This window comes from Haloarcula sp. MBLA0138, assembly GCF_055632455.1.
The window spans coordinates 438,212-455,126 of sequence record NZ_JBVMVU010000002.1; the positions used below are offsets into that span (position 1 = coordinate 438,212).

Annotated in this window: 16 protein-coding genes; 10 read left to right on the forward strand and 6 right to left on the reverse strand. The window is 71.2% G+C overall.

Translation table 11 applies throughout. The annotated features are described in order from the left end of the window. Positions 1-88: 88 nt before the first annotated feature. The 4 genes from ACV7JO_RS17625 to ACV7JO_RS17640 form a co-directional block, all read right to left on the reverse strand. Positions 89-1,198, reverse strand: a complete 1,110-nt coding sequence (locus ACV7JO_RS17625; protein WP_470355973.1) for a DegT/DnrJ/EryC1/StrS family aminotransferase — start codon at positions 1,196-1,198, stop codon at positions 89-91. Beyond that, a complete protein-coding gene (locus tag ACV7JO_RS17630) occupies positions 1,195-1,770 on the reverse strand; it encodes an acyltransferase (protein ID WP_470355974.1) in 576 nt (191 codons plus the stop codon). Before ACV7JO_RS17630 ends, ACV7JO_RS17625 begins: the two co-directional genes overlap by 4 nt. A gap of 111 nt (positions 1,771-1,881) precedes the next feature. Continuing rightward, positions 1,882-2,079 carry a DUF7511 domain-containing protein gene (locus tag ACV7JO_RS17635; protein WP_470355975.1) on the reverse strand — a complete coding sequence of 66 codons (198 nt, stop codon included), beginning with the start codon at positions 2,077-2,079 and terminating at the stop codon, positions 1,882-1,884. Positions 2,080-2,113: 34 nt separating this feature from the next. Next, the gene (locus ACV7JO_RS17640; protein ID WP_470355976.1) at positions 2,114-2,458 is read right to left on the reverse strand and encodes a DUF7344 domain-containing protein; all 345 of its coding nucleotides are present in this window, start codon (positions 2,456-2,458) and stop codon (positions 2,114-2,116) included. A 108-nt stretch (positions 2,459-2,566) separates the two neighbouring features. Here ACV7JO_RS17640 and ACV7JO_RS17645 point away from each other — a divergent pair, with 108 nt between their 5' ends. The 7 genes from ACV7JO_RS17645 (at position 2,567) to ACV7JO_RS17675 (ending at position 8,925) form a co-directional block, all read left to right on the forward strand. Then, positions 2,567-3,397 carry a formyltransferase family protein gene (locus tag ACV7JO_RS17645; protein ID WP_470355977.1) on the forward strand — a complete coding sequence of 277 codons (831 nt, stop codon included), beginning with the start codon at positions 2,567-2,569 and terminating at the stop codon, positions 3,395-3,397. Between the two features lie 134 nt (positions 3,398-3,531). Then, positions 3,532-4,107 (forward strand): metal-dependent hydrolase, encoded by a 576-nt coding sequence (locus ACV7JO_RS17650; RefSeq protein ID WP_470355978.1) that lies wholly within the window; start codon positions 3,532-3,534, stop codon positions 4,105-4,107. Positions 4,108-4,192: 85 nt separating this feature from the next. Next, positions 4,193-4,933 carry a polysaccharide deacetylase family protein gene (locus tag ACV7JO_RS17655; RefSeq protein ID WP_470355979.1) on the forward strand — a complete coding sequence of 247 codons (741 nt, stop codon included), beginning with the start codon at positions 4,193-4,195 and terminating at the stop codon, positions 4,931-4,933. A 23-nt stretch (positions 4,934-4,956) separates the two neighbouring features. After that, positions 4,957-6,033: a glycosyltransferase family 2 protein gene (locus ACV7JO_RS17660; protein WP_470355980.1), complete on the forward strand. Its 1,077-nt coding sequence runs from the start codon at positions 4,957-4,959 to the stop codon at positions 6,031-6,033. After that, the gene (locus ACV7JO_RS17665; RefSeq protein ID WP_470355981.1) at positions 6,030-7,133 is read left to right on the forward strand and encodes an ATP-grasp domain-containing protein; all 1,104 of its coding nucleotides are present in this window, start codon (positions 6,030-6,032) and stop codon (positions 7,131-7,133) included. Before ACV7JO_RS17660 ends, ACV7JO_RS17665 begins: the two co-directional genes overlap by 4 nt. After that, positions 7,123-7,812: an HAD family hydrolase gene (locus ACV7JO_RS17670; RefSeq protein ID WP_470355982.1), complete on the forward strand. Its 690-nt coding sequence runs from the start codon at positions 7,123-7,125 to the stop codon at positions 7,810-7,812. Before ACV7JO_RS17665 ends, ACV7JO_RS17670 begins: the two co-directional genes overlap by 11 nt. A 60-nt stretch (positions 7,813-7,872) precedes the next feature. Continuing rightward, positions 7,873-8,925 (forward strand): DUF354 domain-containing protein, encoded by a 1,053-nt coding sequence (locus tag ACV7JO_RS17675; RefSeq protein WP_470355983.1) that lies wholly within the window; start codon positions 7,873-7,875, stop codon positions 8,923-8,925. A gap of 61 nt (positions 8,926-8,986) precedes the next feature. Here the strand turns inward: ACV7JO_RS17675 and ACV7JO_RS17680 are convergent, their stop codons facing one another. Continuing rightward, complete coding sequence (locus ACV7JO_RS17680) at positions 8,987-9,415, reverse strand: hypothetical protein (RefSeq protein WP_470355984.1); 429 nt, start codon at positions 9,413-9,415, stop codon at positions 8,987-8,989. 258 nt (positions 9,416-9,673) lie between these two features. On the opposite strand from ACV7JO_RS17680, the gene ACV7JO_RS17685 reads away from it, so the two are divergent. After that, positions 9,674-11,161: a right-handed parallel beta-helix repeat-containing protein gene (locus ACV7JO_RS17685; RefSeq protein ID WP_470355985.1), complete on the forward strand. Its 1,488-nt coding sequence runs from the start codon at positions 9,674-9,676 to the stop codon at positions 11,159-11,161. Between the two features lie 36 nt (positions 11,162-11,197). Here the strand turns inward: ACV7JO_RS17685 and ACV7JO_RS17690 are convergent, their stop codons facing one another. Next, positions 11,198-13,384: a hypothetical protein gene (locus ACV7JO_RS17690; RefSeq protein ID WP_470355986.1), complete on the reverse strand. Its 2,187-nt coding sequence runs from the start codon at positions 13,382-13,384 to the stop codon at positions 11,198-11,200. Between the two features lie 417 nt (positions 13,385-13,801). Here ACV7JO_RS17690 and ACV7JO_RS17695 point away from each other — a divergent pair, with 417 nt between their 5' ends. Both ACV7JO_RS17695 and ACV7JO_RS17700 read left to right on the forward strand, forming a co-directional pair. Further along, positions 13,802-15,283, forward strand: a complete 1,482-nt coding sequence (locus ACV7JO_RS17695) for an oligosaccharide flippase family protein (RefSeq protein ID WP_470355987.1) — start codon at positions 13,802-13,804, stop codon at positions 15,281-15,283. A gap of 152 nt (positions 15,284-15,435) precedes the next feature. Beyond that, positions 15,436-16,779, forward strand: coding sequence for a sulfatase-like hydrolase/transferase (locus tag ACV7JO_RS17700; protein WP_470355988.1), 1,344 nt, complete (start codon positions 15,436-15,438; stop codon positions 16,777-16,779). Positions 16,780-16,915: the final 136 nt, after the last annotated feature.

Sequence of the window (16,915 nt, forward strand, 5' to 3'; positions counted from 1 at the left end):
CCGTCGGCCCGCGCCGGCGGCTACCGCGACGCGGCGACACCACTCCGTTCGACGCTGCGATACCCACCCGGGGCGCGGTCCCGGGCGCTCATTCTCCGAGCGCGTACCGCACCGCCGTCGCCACCGTCCGACAGTCCTCCGCGGACAGGTCGGGGTGGACCGGCAGCGAGAGGACCCGGTCGGCGAGGCGCTCGGCCGCGGGCGCGGACGCGGTCACGTCGTCGTAGGCCGGCTGCTCGTGAATCGGCGTCGGGTAGTAGACGCCGGTGCCGACGCCGAACTCGGTGAGGGCGTCGCGGAGCCGGTCGCGCTCCTCGGTTCGGACGGTGTACTGGTGGAAAGCGTGCCGGCCCCGCGAGGGGTCCGCCGGAAGCGAGAGCGACGTGTCCGCCAGCGCGTCGGTCAGCGTCGCGGCGTGGTCGCGCCGCGCGGCCACGAAGTCGGGGAGTCGCTCCAACTGGACGCGGCCGATGGCCGCCGCGACGTTGGGCATCCGGAAGTTGTGGCCGACGCGCTCGTGGACGGAGCCGTCGTCGGGCGTCCGGCCGTGGTTGGTGAACGACTGCACCCGCCGAGCCACGTCGTCGCGGTCGGTGACGACCATCCCGCCCTCGCCCGTCGTCATGTTCTTCGTCGGGTAGAAAGAGAAGCAGCCGGCGTCGCCGATGCCGCCGACCGGGACGCCGCGGTGGTGCGCGCCGTGGGCCTGCGCGGCGTCCTCGAGGAGCGCGGCGTCGTAGCGCTCGGCCAGTTCCCGCAGGTGATCCATCGCCGCCGGGCGGCCGTAGAGGTGGACGGGGAGGACGGCGTCGATACCGTCGTCGGCCGCCCGGGCCGTCCGCTCGACGGCGTCCGGGTCGATGTTCCCCGTCCGGGGGTCCACGTCGGCGAAGAGCGGCGTGGCCCCGACCAGTCGGACCGCGTTGGCCGTGGCGACGAAGGAAAACGGCGTCGTGACGACGGTATCGCCGGGCCCGATGCCCAGTCCGACCAGCGCCGCGTGCAGCGCCGCGGTGCCGTTGGCGGTGGCGACGGCGTGGTCGACGCCGACGTGGGCTGCGAACTCCCGCTCGAACTGCCGGACGACCTCGCCGGCCGCGAGGTCCCCGCTCTCCAGTACCGCTTGGACGCGTTCGGCGGCGGCGCGGCTCACCGACGGGGCAGCGATGGGCACGTCGACGGTGTCCTGTCGGCTCATGCGATTCGGTTCCCCCCGTCGAGGTGGCCCGGCAGCGGTTCGTGGGCGGCCGGTGCGCCGACGGCGAGAGTCCGAGGCGGGACGTCCTCGGTCACGACCGCGCCGGCCGCGACGAACGCGCCCTCGCCGACGGTGACGCCGGGCAGCAGGGATGCGTTCGCGCCGATAGAGGCGTGGCGCTCGACAGTCGTCGACTCAATGGTGCTGTCGTCCCGTATCGGGTACGGGTCGTTCGTCACCGTCGCGTGGGGGCCGAGAAAGACCTCGTCGCCCAGCGTCGTCTCCGGCGGGACGTAGACGCCGGTCTGGAGGCTGACGTGGGAGCCGACGGTGACCGAGCCGTCGAGGACGGCGTTGGTCCCGACCAGCACGTCGTCGCCCGCGGTGGTGTCGCCGCGGACGACCGCGTTGTGCCCGGTCGTGAAGCCGTCGCCGACCGTGACGCCCCGGTATATCACTGTTCCCGAGCGGACCGTCGCGTCCGCGCCGATGGTCGTCTCGCCCTCGCCGTCGCGGCCAACGACTGCGGCCTCGGAGACGTCGCTCCCGTCGCCTATCGTCACTCGTGTCATAGCAGTGTCGTCTATCGGGTCGCCGAGTGACCGTTTTGTTATGCAGCGTTTTCCGGACGCCGGGACCGACGGCCGCCGCCGACCGGGGAGAGCGAGGACGAAAACGGGGCGTCAACGACGCGAACGGAGGTCGACGTACGACCCCTCGGTGGCCGTTATCCACGTCGAGAGGCGGGCGGATTCGGGCGGGTTCGGCGCGAAGATGGTACACTCGTCGGGCCGGTCGTCGTAGCGCTCGACGACGGCGGCGAGCGTCGGCGTCTCGGTGGGCGACTCGGAGGGCGTCTCGGTTCGCGTATCGTCTCGCATAGTCGTCAGCTACGCACCGTCCGCGGCGAGTTGGTTATGCGGACCTTTCGTCGCGGTCGGCCGAGCAGTCGAGGAGGCGCTCGACGGTGTCGTCGCCGAGGTACGTCACTGTCTCGGCGGCGGGGTCGTAGGCGACGACGCCGGCGGCGTCGAGCTTCGGGAGGTGGAGGTGGTGAAGCCGGCCGCGCAGCTGGTCGGCGTCGCCGTCCGTCGCCGGATGGTCGTCGAGCGCCGCGGCGACGGTAGCGACGGCCGCTGTCTCGGCGGGCCGCGAGCGGAGGTCCCGGAGGAGTTCCCGGCGGGGGGTAGACGCCAGCAGTTCGTGGGCCGTCGTCACGTCGACAGTGGGTGAGCCGGGGTCGGAAGTGTCCGGGGGCATACTCCGTCCCGGTGGTGGTGTCGGAATTGTTATTGCGAGGCTACTTGGTTGGGTTGAGCGGCGGTAGCCCGGATATAACAACCCCAGACGGGGCGCTGGGTCAAAGCGATGGCAACGGAGACGCCCGACATCTGTCTGCTGGTGAACGGCCCGACGGTCCCGGAGTGGCAGGCCGACGCGCTCACACACCTGCTCGACGAGACCGACGCGCGGGTGACGGCAGTGGGGTACAACGGCACGGAGACCGAGCGCTCGCTGGCCGACCGGCTCCGGCGGGCCGCGGAGCTACGGGAGTGGGCGCTGGTCGGCGCGGTAAACGAGGCCGTCAGGCCGACGGACCCGACCGGTGCCCGCGTGTCGCTGTCGACGGTCTGTGACGTGACGGACGCGACCACGCGGACGATAGCGCCGACGCCGGTCGACGGGTGGAAACAGCGGCTGCCGGCGGCGGCGGTCCGCCCGCTGGCCGAGGCCGCCGACGTGGCGGTCCGGTTCGGGTTCGGGTTCGTCGTCGGACCGGTGCTGACGACGTTCGACCACGGGGTGTTGAGCTACCACCACGGCGACCTGCGGGCCTACCGCGGGCAGCCGATGGGGTTCTGGGAGTTCGTCGACGGCGAGGCGACCGCCGGCGTCACCGTCCAGCAGCTGACCGACGAACTCGACGCCGGCCGGGTCGCCGCGCTCAAGACGGTCCGAATCGACGACTGCCGGACGTGGGAGGCGGTCAAGCGGCGGCTGTTCGCCGCGTCCCGGGACATGCTGACGGAGGCGGTCCGCACGGCGGCGGCCGGCGAGACGTGGGCACCGGCGGAACTCGGCGACCTCTACACGCACCCGACCGGCCGCCCCGTAGCGACGTTCGCCCGCAAGAACGCCGCCGGCCACCTCCGGGCGTGGTTGGACGGGGAACCGGCCGACCACCCGACCTCCGCGTAGGCCGGCGATACGCGGTGTATATTCTTGTGGGCGCTCGCGCAACCGCCGGACATGGACACTGCGCTGTGTCGGCTTGCCGAACACCGACGCGCCCGAGACGGGCGGCACGCTCGGGGTAGGTGAGTGCGGCGCTGATGTGGCCGTGGGAACACGCGGCGTTTGGCTACCTGTGGTACTCAGCGCTCTCCCGGCTGGTCGTGGGTCGGGCTCCCGACGACCGGACGGCGCTCGCGCTGGTGGCCGGAACGGTGCTGCCCGACGTGGTCGACAAGTCGCTGTCGTGGGGACTGGGCGTCTTCCCGACCGGGTACGCCGTCGGGCATTCGGCGCTCGTCGCGCTGCCGGGCGGGGTGACCCTCGTCGCCGCTGGACTACACGTCGGCCGGCCCCGCGTCCCGGTCGCGCTCGTCGTCGGCTACTGGTCGCATCTGGTCGCCGACGTCATCGACCCGCTGCGGTACGGCGGCGGCGTGGCCCTCTCGCGCGTGCTGTGGCCCGTCGTCGAACAGCACCCCTACGACGAGGAACTGGGCTTGGGCCGTGGACTGGTCTACATCCGGGAGTTCGTCGCCGCGGTCCCGACGATGGACCTGACCGGGCCGGCGGGGCTCTACCTCGGGCTGCCGGCGCTCGCGGCGCTGCTCTGGCTCGCCGACGGCGCGCCGGGCACCCGGGCGCTGTACCACCTGCTCGTCGCGGCTCGGCGGTGAGCCGCCGAAGCCCCCGCTTACTCGCGGAAGGCACCGGGAATGTGACACATTACAATGCCGGTTTCCGCCCGCCCCTCGGAGTAGCATGAGCGAACCCGCACGCAGGCAGGCGGACGCACTCGCGTTCACGCTCGACCGGTATCAGGAGTTGCTCGAATCGCTCTCGGCGGCGGGCTACCAGTTCCGGACGTTCGGCGACGGCGGCGACCCCGGCGACGTGTTTCTCAGACACGACGTCGACCTGTCGGTCCCGGCCGCGCTCCGGATGGCCGAACTGGAGACCGAGCTGGGGGTTCGGGCGACGTATCACGTGTTGCTCTCGTCGCCGCTGTACAACCCCTTCGACTCGGCCACCCGACGGCGAATACAGCGCATCGACGCGCTGGGCCACGACGTGGCGTTGCACTTCGACACCCACGGCTACTGGGACGGCGAGCGGCCGGCGACGGCGGCCGAACTGGTCGACCGGGTCGAGGCCGAACAGACGGCGCTCGAAGGCGTGGGTGCCGGCGACGTGCGCTCGGCCGTCTCCTTCCACATCCCGCCCGAGTGGGTACTCGACCGCTCGTTCGACGCTATCCACAGTACCTACGCCCCGGAGTACTTCTCGGACATCGGCTACGTCGCCGACTCCGGCCAGCGGTGGCGGGACGCGCCACCCGACGTGTCCGACTTCCCGGAGACCGTCCAGATACTGGTCCACCCGGGCCTGTGGGGACCGGAGGACCGAACGTTCGAGGAGCGCGTCGAACTGGCTATCGAGCGCTCGACCGGCCACGCCCGGACGCGGGCCGAACTGGAGTTCGTCGACGGGGTGCACGACTGATGGCCGCGACGGAGGGCCGGTGAATGTACGACGGCCACACCGTCGGCGTCGTCGTCCCGGCCTACAACGAATCGGGGTACGTCGGCGAGGTCATCGACGACCTCCCCGCCGTCGCCGACCGCGTCTACGTCGTCGACGACGGCTCGACCGACGACACGTGGGCGGAGATACAGGCCCACGCGGCCGAGCGCAACGCCGACCACGACGGTGAGTTCGACGACCTCGTGGTCCCCATCCAGCACGAGGAGAACCGCGGCGTCGGCGGCGCTATCAAGACGGGGTACCAGCGCGCACGCGCGGAGCGCATCGACGTGACCGCCGTCCTCGGCGGCGACGGGCAGATGGACCCCGACGAACTCGGCCGCTACCTCGACCCCGTCGTCGCCGGCCGGGCCGACTACGCCAAGGGGAACCGCTTCTCGCGGCCCGCCCACTGGACGGGGATGCCTCGGTTTCGCCTCGTAGGCAACGTCGTCCTCTCGTATCTCACCAAGATAGCGAGCGGCTACTGGCACACGATGGACTCCCAAAACGGCTACAGCGCCATCTCGCTGCGCGCGCTCGAAGCGACCGACATCGACGGGATGTACGAGTACTACGGCTACTGCAACGACCTGCTCGTCCGACTCAACACCGCCGGGATGCGCGTGGCGGACGTGCCGCGCTCCTCGGAGTTCGCCTACGCCGGCGACTGGAAGAGCCACATCGAGTACGACGAGTACGTCCCCCGCGTCTCGCTGATGCTCCTGCGGGCGTTCGGTCGCCGCCTCCTCCGGAAGGACGTCCTCGCGGACTACCACCCGGTCTCGGTGCTGTACCCGCTGGGAACGGGTGCCGCGGGAGCCAGCGCGCTCGGCCTGCTGGCCGCGCTGCGGGACCGCTCGGACGGGGCGGCCGGGTGGCTGCTGGGCCTGCTCGCCGGTACGCTGGTGTTCGTCTACGCCACGATGCTCGACCGGGCCGACGACGACCATCTGGAGGTCGCCGTCGACGCGGAGCCGACCGACACGGGAGGCGTCGCGCGGGACCGAACGGAGACCGAGCCGCCGGGCGTGGCTGCCGACGGTGGACGCAGCGACCGGGAGGGAGGTGCGGAATGAGCGCCGACCCGGTGACGGTGCTGCTGACCGGCGCGGGCGCACCCGGTGCCTCGGGCATCGTCCGGAGCTTCCGGCTGGCCGAGGAGCGCTCGGTCCGGGTCGTCGGCGTCGATGCCGACCCCGACGCCTACGGGTTCGAACTCGTCGACGAACACGCGACGGTCCCCCGCGGCGGGGACGACGAGTACGTCCCCCGGATGACGGCGCTGGCCGAGCGGACGGACGCGGACGTGGTCTTGCCCCTGACGACCGCCGAGTTACAGCCGCTGGCCCGGAACCGCGACGCCTTCGACGCGACGGTGATGGTCTCGGACCCCGAGCCCCTGCGCGTCGCCAACGACAAGGGGCGGCTCTACGAGTTCCTCGCGGACAACGACTTCGTCAGCGCGCCGGTGTATCGCCGCGTCGACTCGCTGTCGGCGTTCGAGACGGCCTGTTACGAACTGGGCTACCCCGACCGGCCGGTCTGTCTCAAGCGGCCGGTGGCGAGCGGGATGCGCGGCTTTCGGGTGCTGAAACCCGAGACCGACCGGTTAGAGCGGCTGCTCTCGGAGAAGCCCAACAGCGCCGTGACGACGCTGGAGAAGGTCCGGCCCGTGCTGGAGGGTGCCGAGACGTTCCCCGAACTGGTCGTCATGGAGTACCTGCCGGGCGAGGAGTACAGCGTCGACGTGCTGGCGCTGGGCGACCTGACCGGGCCGGTGGTCCCCCGGTCGCGCTCGGAGACGCGGGCCGGCATCTCCTTCGCCGGGACGGTCGAGCCACGCGTCGAACTGGTCACCGCGGCCGACCGCATCTGCCGCGAACTCGGCTTGGAGTACAACGTCAACGTCCAGTTCAAGTACGACGCCGACGGGACGCCGAAGGTCATCGAGATAAACCCGCGCGTCGCCGGAACCATCGTGATGTGCGTCGGGGCCGGGGTGAACATGCCGTATCTCGGGCTGAAACACGCGCTGGGCGAGGAGCTTCCCGAGGTCGAAATCGAGTGGGGGACGCGGATGGTCCGGTACTGGCAGGAGCTGTTCCGGACGCCAGACGGCGAGACCCGTCGCCTCGACGCGGCACCGCTCCGGCCGGGGGACGACGATGGGGTCTGAGGCGACGCCCCGGAGCGGGCGGGCCGCGGCGGTGTGTTTCGACCTCGACGACACGCTGTACCCGTACCGCGACTACGCGGCGGCGGGCCTGCGAAACGCCGCCGACCGCCTCGAAGCCGCGACCGGGCGGGAACTGCACGGGGAACTGCGGGCGCTGTACTTCGACGAGGGCGTCGTCGACGGCACCTTCGACCGGCTACTGGACCGCCACGACCTGTCCGCGTCGCTCGTCGACGACCTCGTGGCGGCGTTTCACGGGGCCGTCGGTCCGCTGGAGCCCTACGCCGACGCCACGGCGGCGCTGGCGGAACTCGCCCCCGGCCGCCGGCTCGGACTCGTGACCGACGGGCGCAACGGGCGCGCGAAGCTCGCGGCGCTGGGGCTGGGCGACCGGTTCGACGCCGTCGTCGTCACACCGCCGCTGGGGACCTCGAAGCGGGAGCGCGAGCCGTTCGACCGCGTCGCCGCCGGCCTCGCCGTCGCGCCCGCGGAGATGGTCTACGTCGGCGACGACCCCCGGAGCGACTTCACCGTCCCGAACGAGCTGGGGGCGGCGACGGTCCGTCTCAGGCGCGGCCGGTACGCCGACCGGTCGCCGGCGTCCGCGGCGGCGACCCCCGACGCCGAGGTCGACACCCTCGACGCGCTGCCGACGGTCCTCGACGAGCGGGGGTGGTGAGCGTATGCGAAGCAATACATCGAATACACGCCACGCGGGAACGGAGCCGGAAGTGGTGCCGTGAGAGTCCTGTTCGACGTCCAACACCCGGCACAGGTCCACCTGTTCAGACACGCCATCGCGGAGCTACGGGCCGCGGGCCACGCGACGCTGGTCACCTCCCGGGAGAAGGAGATGACCACGGAACTGCTGGACGCCTTCGATGTCGCCCACGTCCCGCTCTCGCGGCGTCGAAACGGGCTGGCCGCGGCCGCCGCCGAGTTGGGGCTTCGAGAGGTCCGGACGCTGTCGACGGTCCGGTCGTTCGACCCCGACGTGGTCGTCAGCCGGACGAGCCCGGCCGCGGTCCACGCCGCCGCCGTCCACGGCAGCGCCAGCGTCGTCGTCACGGACACGGACCTCGGGGCGACGCGGCTGGGGCGGGCGGTCCAGCGGGCGACGCTCCCACTCGCGGACGTGGTCTGTCGGCCGCCCGGCCTCGAACTCCCAGTCGCGCGGTCGAAACAGCGCCGGCTCGGGTTCCAAGAGCTCGCCTACCTCCACCCCGAGCGGTTCTCGCCGCGGGCCGACCGGCTCGCCGACTTCGGCGTTGACGCGACCAAGCAGTACGCCGTACTCCGGCTGGCCGGGTGGGACGCGTACCACGACGTGGGCCACGGCGGCATCCCGCCGGCGACGGCCCGGGAGGCTATCGCCACACTGTCGGCCCACGGCCCGGTCTACGTCTCCAGCGAAGGGACGCTCCCGGAGTCGGTCGGCGGGACGCCCCTGCCGGTCCCGCCCCACCGCGTCCACGACCTGCTCGCGCACGCGACGGTGTATCTTGGCGACTCGGGCACGATGTCGACGGAGGCCGCGCTGCTGGGGACGCCCGCAGTCCGGACCAACTCGGCGGTCGGCTCCGACGACGAGCGCGTGTTCCGCGCGCTCGAATCCGAGTACGGCCTCCTGTTTTCCTACGCCGACGCGGACGCGGCGCTGCGCCGCGCCGCCGCCGTCGCCGACGCCCCCGACCGGGTCGACTGGGCGGCCCGCCGCCGTCGCCTCGTCGACGACGCCAGCGACGTGACGGCGGTGTTGCTCGACACCATCCGCGAGCAGGCCACCCGGTGACGTGTCGCCGCCGAGGGGACCCAGATTCGGAGAATGATAGCCGAGCGGCTGTCTCAACGCTTCAGCGGGCCGGTCGCCGCTGCGCGTGCGCGAGGACGGCGTCGAGGAGGACCACGACGGCCAGCAGCGTTCCGGCGGCTATCGTGAACAGACCCCCCCAGTAGACGCCCGGTGTCGTGAACAGGTAGCTGTAGAGCGCCCACACCGCCACGAGCAGGCAGGGGACGGCGACGGCGGCCAACACGGTTTCGGCCGCGGCCGTCGTGAGGGCGGCCCGCCCGAGGAGCGTGAGCGCGAGCGCGAGCGGGAGGCCCACGAACACGAGCGGCGTCAGCGTCGCCCCGCCGACGGGAAGCCAGCCCGCGAACGGCCGGAGGAACTGGGTCGGTACCGGGAGGGCGTCGAGGAGGCCGACCGACAGCGCGGCGACGAGGAGGACCACGGCGGCAAGGGCGTACGAGCCCACTCGGGCGGCCCGGTTCGTATCCATATTGACAAGTCTGCCGAGTGGAACTTAATACTTGTCTGGACTCGTCCGGTCGGGATTCGTAGCGGTGGTCCACGGGCGATGTGCGGGGCAGGGAAACGCCGATACGAGCGACACCGCGGCCGAGGTCAGGACCCGCGGTGAACGGTCAAACGAGAGAGCGGTTCCGAATCCGTACCGACGGTAAGCCGAGTACACCGAATAGTATGCCAGTCCATACTAAAGCGCGTCCGACGGGAGTGGCCGGACTGAGACTCACGAATGCGCAGACGAGAGATGCTGAAACGGCTCGGAGCGTTGGGCGCTGTCGGTGCGCTGGCCGGCTGTGAAATGTTCGGCGGAGACGGCGAACCGGGGACGGAGACAGACACCGCCACGGGGACGCGGACCGGTACACCGACGGGAGAGTCGACGGTCTCACGGACCGGCCCGACCCCACACGCGGACCAGTACGGCACCGTCGTCGACCTCGCGGAGGCGGGGGCGAACCGGGAGGCGGAGGAGTCAATCGTCGACCTCCTGCGCGAACACCTCGGCGACGACACGCTGGTGTACCTCCCGCCGGGGCGATACCTGATGCACGACACGGTCCAGTTTCTGGAGTTCGAACACACGGCGCTGGTCGGCGACCGGGCGACTATCGTTCCCGAACGAGGTTACGACAGCGTCCTGTTCGACATCGGACGGCCGGAGCGTGCGACCGGCTTCCTGCTGGAGGGCATCGAGTTCGACATCAGAGCGCCCCGCACCGGCCCGCGGCCGGTGAGCCTGCTCGTCGGCGGCGAGTCCGCCGTCCGGGACGTGCGGGTCATCGGGACCCAAGACGCCGGCTGGGGCGGCATGCGCATCGACTGCACCGACCCCGAGGGGGTCTGTACGGTCGACCGGCTCCACCTCCCCGACGGGTCGACGCCGGACGTGGGGACGGCCGGCTGTTACGTCGGCGACCACCACAACGGCGAGATACGGTTCAACGACTGCCACATCACCGGCTTCTCGGACAACGGGCTGTACGCGGACACGCCCGACGGCGCGGTCCGGGTCAACGGCGGCTACTTCGCCAACTGCGACGTGTCTAGCCTCCGAGTCGGCAGCGACAGCGAGGTCCGGGGCGCGCACGTCCGGTGTGACAGAGCGCCGGAGGGGTTCACCAACATGCGCGGGCTCCGGCTCCGGGCCGGGGCGAACGTGCTGGTCGAGGACTGCACCATCGAGATGCACGAGGTGAGCCACAGCGGCGGGGCCGTCGTCCTCGCCCACTGGCTCGAGTCCGCAACGATACGCAACACGCACGTCCGGGTACACACCGACGACGTGCCGGCGATACGGGTCCGGGACCCCGACGGCGAGGTCACGGGCGACCAGAACATCCACATGGAGAACGTCACCGTCGAGGGGCCGGCCAGCGGCGGCGTCACCGTCGAGGTCGACGAACGGGAGGACTGTCGGTTCGACAACCTCTGGATACATCAGTCGGGCGAGGAACGCGACGGCTTCTTCTTCGACGACTCCACGGCCAGCATCGTCAACTCCTACATCAGCGTCACCGGGGACGCGGTACGCTCCTCCGAGAGCTCCGAGATACAGCAGGAGAACGTCAGGATACCCGAGACGGCGGTCGGCGCGGGACCGACCGACGCGCCACAGCGGCCCACGAACGGGACCGTCACCCGGGACGGCACCGCGAGGACCGACGGTACCGCAGCGCAGGCAGATGACGCCGGCCCGTGGCACGTGACAGAGCAGTAGCGGGCCGAGCGGCGCGCGAACCGAGGGGAGCGGTCCCTACTCGGCGTCGTCGATGCCGACGGTCGCGGTGCCGGTCAGTTCCAGCGAGACCACGTCGCCGGAGAACCGGTAGCTGTCGGTCTCGCCGGCTATCTCGCCGCTTGCCGACGAGCCGTCGATGGTGTCACTGGACTCCAGCCCCGCGGTTTCGGGGTCGGGAGCCAGTTCGCCGGACACCGCGAAGGCGTAGCTGCCGTCCCGGCCGTCCGACGCGTCGAAGGTGATGCGGTTGGGGAGCGGGGCGTCCTGCTCGTCGCCGCTACCGTCGTCCTCGCTGCCGTCGCCACCGCTGCCACCGACGGTCGCCGGGTCGACCTCGGAGCCCTCGACGTAGAGTGTGTACTCGCCGCTGTCCTCCTCGGGGTGTTGCTCGGCCGACCACGAGAGCAGTTCGCCGGTGAACTCCCAGTCGTCGGCGTAGCCGTTGCCGGTGTCGCCCGCGACGGTGACCGTGCCGTCGTCGTTCTCCGTCACGGCGTCGTTGCCCCCGACCTCCGCGGCGTCGCCGCCGGTGACGCCGTCGCTGGCGGTGAAGGCGTACAGGACGCCCGAGCCGGTGACGGTCTCGACGGTCAGACTCCGGGGGCCGGCCCGCGTCTCCTCCGCGTCGGACTGGTCGTCCGCCCCGTAGTCGGTGGGGTCGACCTCGGAGCCGTCGACGTAGAGGGTGTACTCGCCGCTGTCCTCCTCGGGGTGGGTCGTCGCGCTCCACGAGAGCAGTTCGCCGTTGAACTCGTAGGTGTCGCTGAACCCGCCGCCGGTCGTCCCGGTCGCGGTCCACGTGCCGTCGCTGTTTTGCGTGACCTCGTCGTTCGATTCGGCTCCGGTCACGTCGCCGGCGGTCGTGAAATCGTAGTTGATGCCCGAGCGCGGCGAGGCGACCGTCTCGACCGTGAGCGTGTGGTCGTAGCCGCTTGTTGATTCTGACTGGTCCGAATCGCCACTTGAGGGTTGGTCGGTGCTGCCCTCCTCGTTCCAGTCGTACTGGCGCTCCTCGGTCGTCGGCTCGTCGGCCTCGCTGCCGGTGATGACGTTCGTGAACGGGCCGCTGCCGTTGAGTTCGAGGTCCCCGTCGCCAGTGAGGTGGATGGTGTCCCCGGAGATGTCGTAGTCGTCGCTGTGGGTGTCGATGGCGCTGCTGCCGGACTCGTTGCGGATGCGGGTGTTCTCGACGCGAGTGCTAGAGGGAGACGGCCCCTCGAAGCGGGAGTCCGCGACCTGAATCGGCGAGGCCGACCCGGAGGCGTCGGCCATCGTGATGTCGCAGTCCCGGATGAGGATGTTCTCGCCGGACTCGCGGATGCGGAAGCCCTTGAACGAGCCGCCGTCCTGCCCGCGGGGCGGCCCGTCGAACACCGAGACGACGCCGATGGCCTTCGAGTTGGGCGTCCCCAGCCGGATGTTGTTCACGTCGTTGTTCTTGTAGAGGCCGCCGTACACCTCCACGGGACCGAAGCCGTCCTCGGAGTCGCCCTCACCGGGCGAACTGGCGTAGATGCCGTTGTTGGTGTGGCCCTCGATGTGGCAGTTGATGAACCGAACCACGCCGGCGTGGGGGTTCGTGACGTAGAGACCGATGCTGTTGGACTCGTCGATGTCGCCGGTCGTCCCGTCGGGCCGGTTGACGTTGATGTACTCGATGACGGCGTCCTCGTCGCGGGCCGCCACCTTGAACCGGCTGTCGCCGCCGACGATGCCCCGCTGGGTGATGTTCTGGATGCGGACGTGGGCCCCGCTGGCACCGTCGGCCACGTTGACCCTGAAGTTCGTCGTGTTGCCGTCCCCGATGTCGAGGACGACCTCGCCGTCGCCGATGAGCCACGCGCTCCCGTCGAAGGTGCCGCCGCCGCTGTCGCCGTCCCAGTCGTACGTGCCGGCCGGGATGTGGACCTCGTTGCCCTCGACGAAGTACTCGTCGAGGTAGTCGTCGATGCTGTCGCCCGGACTCAGCCCCTCGTCACCGAGGTTCACGCGGTTGCTGGGCCGGTCGGTGGCGGCCGCGGGTGAACTCGCCGCGAACACGCCGCCGGTCGCCGCGACCGCCGCGGTCCCGAACATCTTCAGCGCGGTCCGCCTGTCGACCGTCGCCCGGCCGGTCTCGTCGATCGCGTCGTCTGCCCCCGTCGACTGCTCGTCTGTTAGTCGCTCGTTACCGCCCTCGCCGTCCTCGGAGTGAGTCGGCATGGCCGGGAAGCCGGGGCTTACTCAAAAGGTAATTTCGACCAACTGCGCCCCGAGACGGTACCACTCGGTTCCGTTTGCGCAGCGGAAGCGGACGGGGTACTGCGACGTTACCGACCAGTTGATTACCAGTTCGCGGGGTCTCAGTGGCTACGCAGTAGGAGCGTCCTACCGGCCGGCGTCGGCGCGAGACGCCTCGTGAAGCGCAGCGACACCCCCGGTAGGAAGTCGTTACGGGCCCATTACCGTCGCCAAACCGGCGTTTCGGCGACGATAACAAAGGCGTAGTCTCGCGCCGTCCCGACGGGAACGCGCCGTGGACACGTCTCGACACTCGCGGCAAATCACAGCGACAGCGCGACGACTACCGGCGAGCGCGCCGCCGACGGGCCGGGCAGAGCGGGACCGACGGGTGAGCGGATGACCCGGGATGGGTCGCTCGTCGCCCGCGTCGCGCGGGGGTTCCGGGTCCAACTGCTGGCCCAGTTGCTGTACGTCGCCTCGAACGCGGCGCTGATTCTGCTCCTGACCCGGGTGTTCCTGTCACCGACCGGCTACGGCCGGCTCCACTTCGCGCTGTCGGTGCTGGGGACCGTGAGCCTGCTGGCCGTCCTCGGCCTGCCGAAGTCGAGCGCGCGGTACGTCACCGAGTACGCGGAGCGGGACCCGGGACAGGTCGGCCACGTCCTACGCCGGTCGTTCCTGTTTCTCGGGGCGCTGGCGCTGACCGTCGGAGCCGCGGTGACGGTCGCCGCCGGCCCGCTGGCCGCCCGCCTCGGCGAGCAGAGCGCGGCCCCGCTGCTGGCGGTCGGAGGCGGCTACGTGGTCGCCTACGCCGTCACGAGCCACGTCACCGCCCTGTTTCAGGGGTTCAACGACATCGGCTGGAGCGCGCGGGTGAAGGCTCTCTCGGGGGCGAGCCGCCTCGCCTTCGCCGTCGGCTTCGTGGCGCTGGGGTTCGACGCGCTCGGTGCCCTGCTGGGGTACGTCGTCGGCTACGGGTTGGCCGCCGTCGTCGGCGTCGGCGCGCTCTACGTGCGCCACTACCGGGGGTTGGAGGACGCGGCCGACCCGGAGTCGGGCCTGACCCGCCGCATGCTGGAGTACAGCGTCCCGCTGACGGCGACGAAGGGCGCGGGGGCCATCGACAAGCGGGTCGACGCGGTGCTGGTCGGCGTCCTGTTGAACCCGACGGCGGTCGGCTACTACGTCCTCGCCAAGCAGGTGTCGGACGTGCTGGTCGCCCCGGCCGGCTCGCTGGGATTCGCGCTCTCGCCGGCACTGGGCGAGCGCGCCGCGGCCGACGACGCCGAGCGGGCGACCCGGGTCTACGAGTCGTCGCTCCGGCACGTCCTGCTGTTTTACGTCCCCGCGGCGACGGGGCTGGTGCTGGTCGCGGAGCCGACCGTCCGGCTGGTGTTTGGCTCCGCCTACCTTCCGGCGGTGCCGGTGGTGCAGGTGTTCGCCGGCTACGTCGCGGTCAACACTGTCAACCAGATAACGAGCGACTGCCTCGACTACGTCGGCCGCGCCCGGGCGAGAGCGGTGGCGAAAGGCGTCGCCGCGGTGGCGAACCTCCTCCTGAACCTCGCGCTCATCCCGGTCGTCGGCGTGGTCGGGGCGGCGGCGGCGACGGTCGTGACCCACACGTTCTACACGGCGGCGAACGTCTTCGTCATCCACCGCGAACTGGGCCTGCGGCTCCGGCGGCTGGCCCGGGACGCGGGCGTCGTCGCCGTCATCACCGCCGGGATGGCGTGTGCCGTGGTCCTCGTCGAACCGCACCCGGCCGGTCCGGTCGGCTTCGTCGGGACCGTCCTGCTGGGCGGGACGGTCTGGGCGACGCTGTCGGCGGTGAGCGGGCTGCTCGACGTGGGCCGAGTCCGGGCGTTCCTCCGGTGAAGGGGTTCCTACGCCCGCTCGCCGGCCGGTAAGGGGCGGCTATCAATAGGAGCGGGAGTCCCCCCGGTAGCCATGCACACCGACGCCCTCGCACCGTCGAGTCCGAACCGGGAGCGAAACCGTGTGGCGACCGCCGTCCGGGGGGTGTGGTCGTGACCAACGTCGCCCTCGTCGTCCTCGACACGCTCCGGAAAGACGCGTTCGACGAACACTTCGAGTGGCTGCCCGGGACGCGCTACGAGCGGGCCTACTCGACGGCCAACTGGACCGCGCCGGCCCACGCCTCGCTGTTCACCGGCCGGTACGGGAGCGAGGTCGGCGTCGACGCGGCGTCGCGGTCGCTGGACACCGACCGGACGGTCCTCCCCGAGGCGCTCTCGGCGGCGGGGTACACCACGCGGGCGTTCTCCGCGAACCACAACGCCTCGTCGAAGAACCGGTTCGACCGCGGCTTCGACGAGTTCGTCAACCCGAGCACGCTCCAGAACCCCGCGCTCTCGGACGCGCTGGACTGGGAGGCCTTCGAGGCCGGAACCGACGCGACGGGCGCGCGGCTCTATCTGGCCGCGCTCGCGGCCTGTTTCCGGCGGGAGAACGCCACCGTGGCGTCGCTGCGGGCCGGCTTGGAGAAGAAGTTCGGTCGCTTCGGCCCCGACGCGGCCGTCCCCGACTCCGGGGCGTCGGCCGTCGTCGACGCCGTCCGGGAGGCCGAGTTCGGCGACCGCGAGTTCCTGTTCGTCAACCTGATGGAGGCCCACACGCCCTACGACCCGCCGGCGGCGTTCAACTCCGCCGGGGAGCCGGTGTCGGTGACGCTCGGGGACACCTTCGGCGGCGTCGCCGACCCCGAGCGCGTCGAGCGCGCCTACGACGACGCGGCCGCCTATCTCGCGGACGCCTACCGGCGGCTGTTCGCCGAACTCGCCGCCGACTTCGACTACGTCGTCACGCTCTCGGACCACGGCGAGATGCTCGGCGAGCAGGGGCTGTGGAACCACACCTACGGGCTCTACCAGCCGGTGACGCGGGTCCCGCTAGTCGTCACCGCCGTCGACGGGGACGGGGCGGCGACGCGGCCGGCCGGCGAGTCGGTAGACGACCCGGTGAGCCTGCTGGACGTGCACGCGACCGTCGCCGCGGCGACCGGGCTGACCGTCGAGTCCCGCGGACAGGACCTCTTGAGCGGGGTGACACCGCGGGACCGGCTCGTCGAGTACCGGGGGCTCATCCCCTTCGCCAAGGAGGGGTTGCGGGAACAGGGCGTCGACGACGAGGAGATAGCCCACTACGACGCCCACCGCACCGCGCTCGTCGGGCGGGACGGGAGCTACGCCGTCACGGCCGCGGACGGCGACGCCGGGACGCTCTCGCCCGACGCGCGGGAGCGACTGGACGCGCTGCGAGCCGACCTCGACACGGCCGAGCGCCCCGACGGCGAGCGCGAGCGGTTGGACGACGACGCCCGGGACAGACTGGCGGAGTTAGGCTACCTCTGACGGCTGCACGCCCCCGAAATGCGAGCGCAGTCCCGCGGTTTGCGGGCCGGCGTAGGCGGGGCCAAACGTGACCGGTCGGCAACAGGAAGATTATAACAATACCCGAATCGGGCCGACAGCGGTCCGTGACGCGGGC

Coding starts and splice junctions, on each gene's coding strand:
- ACV7JO_RS17625 (WP_470355973.1), bottom strand. CDS start 1,198: ATGAGCCGACAGGACACCGTCGACGTGCCCATCGCTGCCCCGTCGGTG.
- ACV7JO_RS17630 (WP_470355974.1), bottom strand. CDS start 1,770: ATGACACGAGTGACGATAGGCGACGGGAGCGACGTCTCCGAGGCCGCA.
- ACV7JO_RS17635 (WP_470355975.1), bottom strand. CDS start 2,079: ATGCGAGACGATACGCGAACCGAGACGCCCTCCGAGTCGCCCACCGAG.
- ACV7JO_RS17640 (WP_470355976.1), bottom strand. CDS start 2,458: ATGCCCCCGGACACTTCCGACCCCGGCTCACCCACTGTCGACGTGACG.
- ACV7JO_RS17645 (WP_470355977.1), top strand. CDS start 2,567: ATGGCAACGGAGACGCCCGACATCTGTCTGCTGGTGAACGGCCCGACG.
- ACV7JO_RS17650 (WP_470355978.1), top strand. CDS start 3,532: ATGTGGCCGTGGGAACACGCGGCGTTTGGCTACCTGTGGTACTCAGCG.
- ACV7JO_RS17655 (WP_470355979.1), top strand. CDS start 4,193: ATGAGCGAACCCGCACGCAGGCAGGCGGACGCACTCGCGTTCACGCTC.
- ACV7JO_RS17660 (WP_470355980.1), top strand. CDS start 4,957: ATGTACGACGGCCACACCGTCGGCGTCGTCGTCCCGGCCTACAACGAA.
- ACV7JO_RS17665 (WP_470355981.1), top strand. CDS start 6,030: ATGAGCGCCGACCCGGTGACGGTGCTGCTGACCGGCGCGGGCGCACCC.
- ACV7JO_RS17670 (WP_470355982.1), top strand. CDS start 7,123: ATGGGGTCTGAGGCGACGCCCCGGAGCGGGCGGGCCGCGGCGGTGTGT.
- ACV7JO_RS17680 (WP_470355984.1), bottom strand. CDS start 9,415: ATGGATACGAACCGGGCCGCCCGAGTGGGCTCGTACGCCCTTGCCGCC.
- ACV7JO_RS17685 (WP_470355985.1), top strand. CDS start 9,674: ATGCGCAGACGAGAGATGCTGAAACGGCTCGGAGCGTTGGGCGCTGTC.
- ACV7JO_RS17690 (WP_470355986.1), bottom strand. CDS start 13,384: ATGCCGACTCACTCCGAGGACGGCGAGGGCGGTAACGAGCGACTAACA.
- ACV7JO_RS17695 (WP_470355987.1), top strand. CDS start 13,802: ATGACCCGGGATGGGTCGCTCGTCGCCCGCGTCGCGCGGGGGTTCCGG.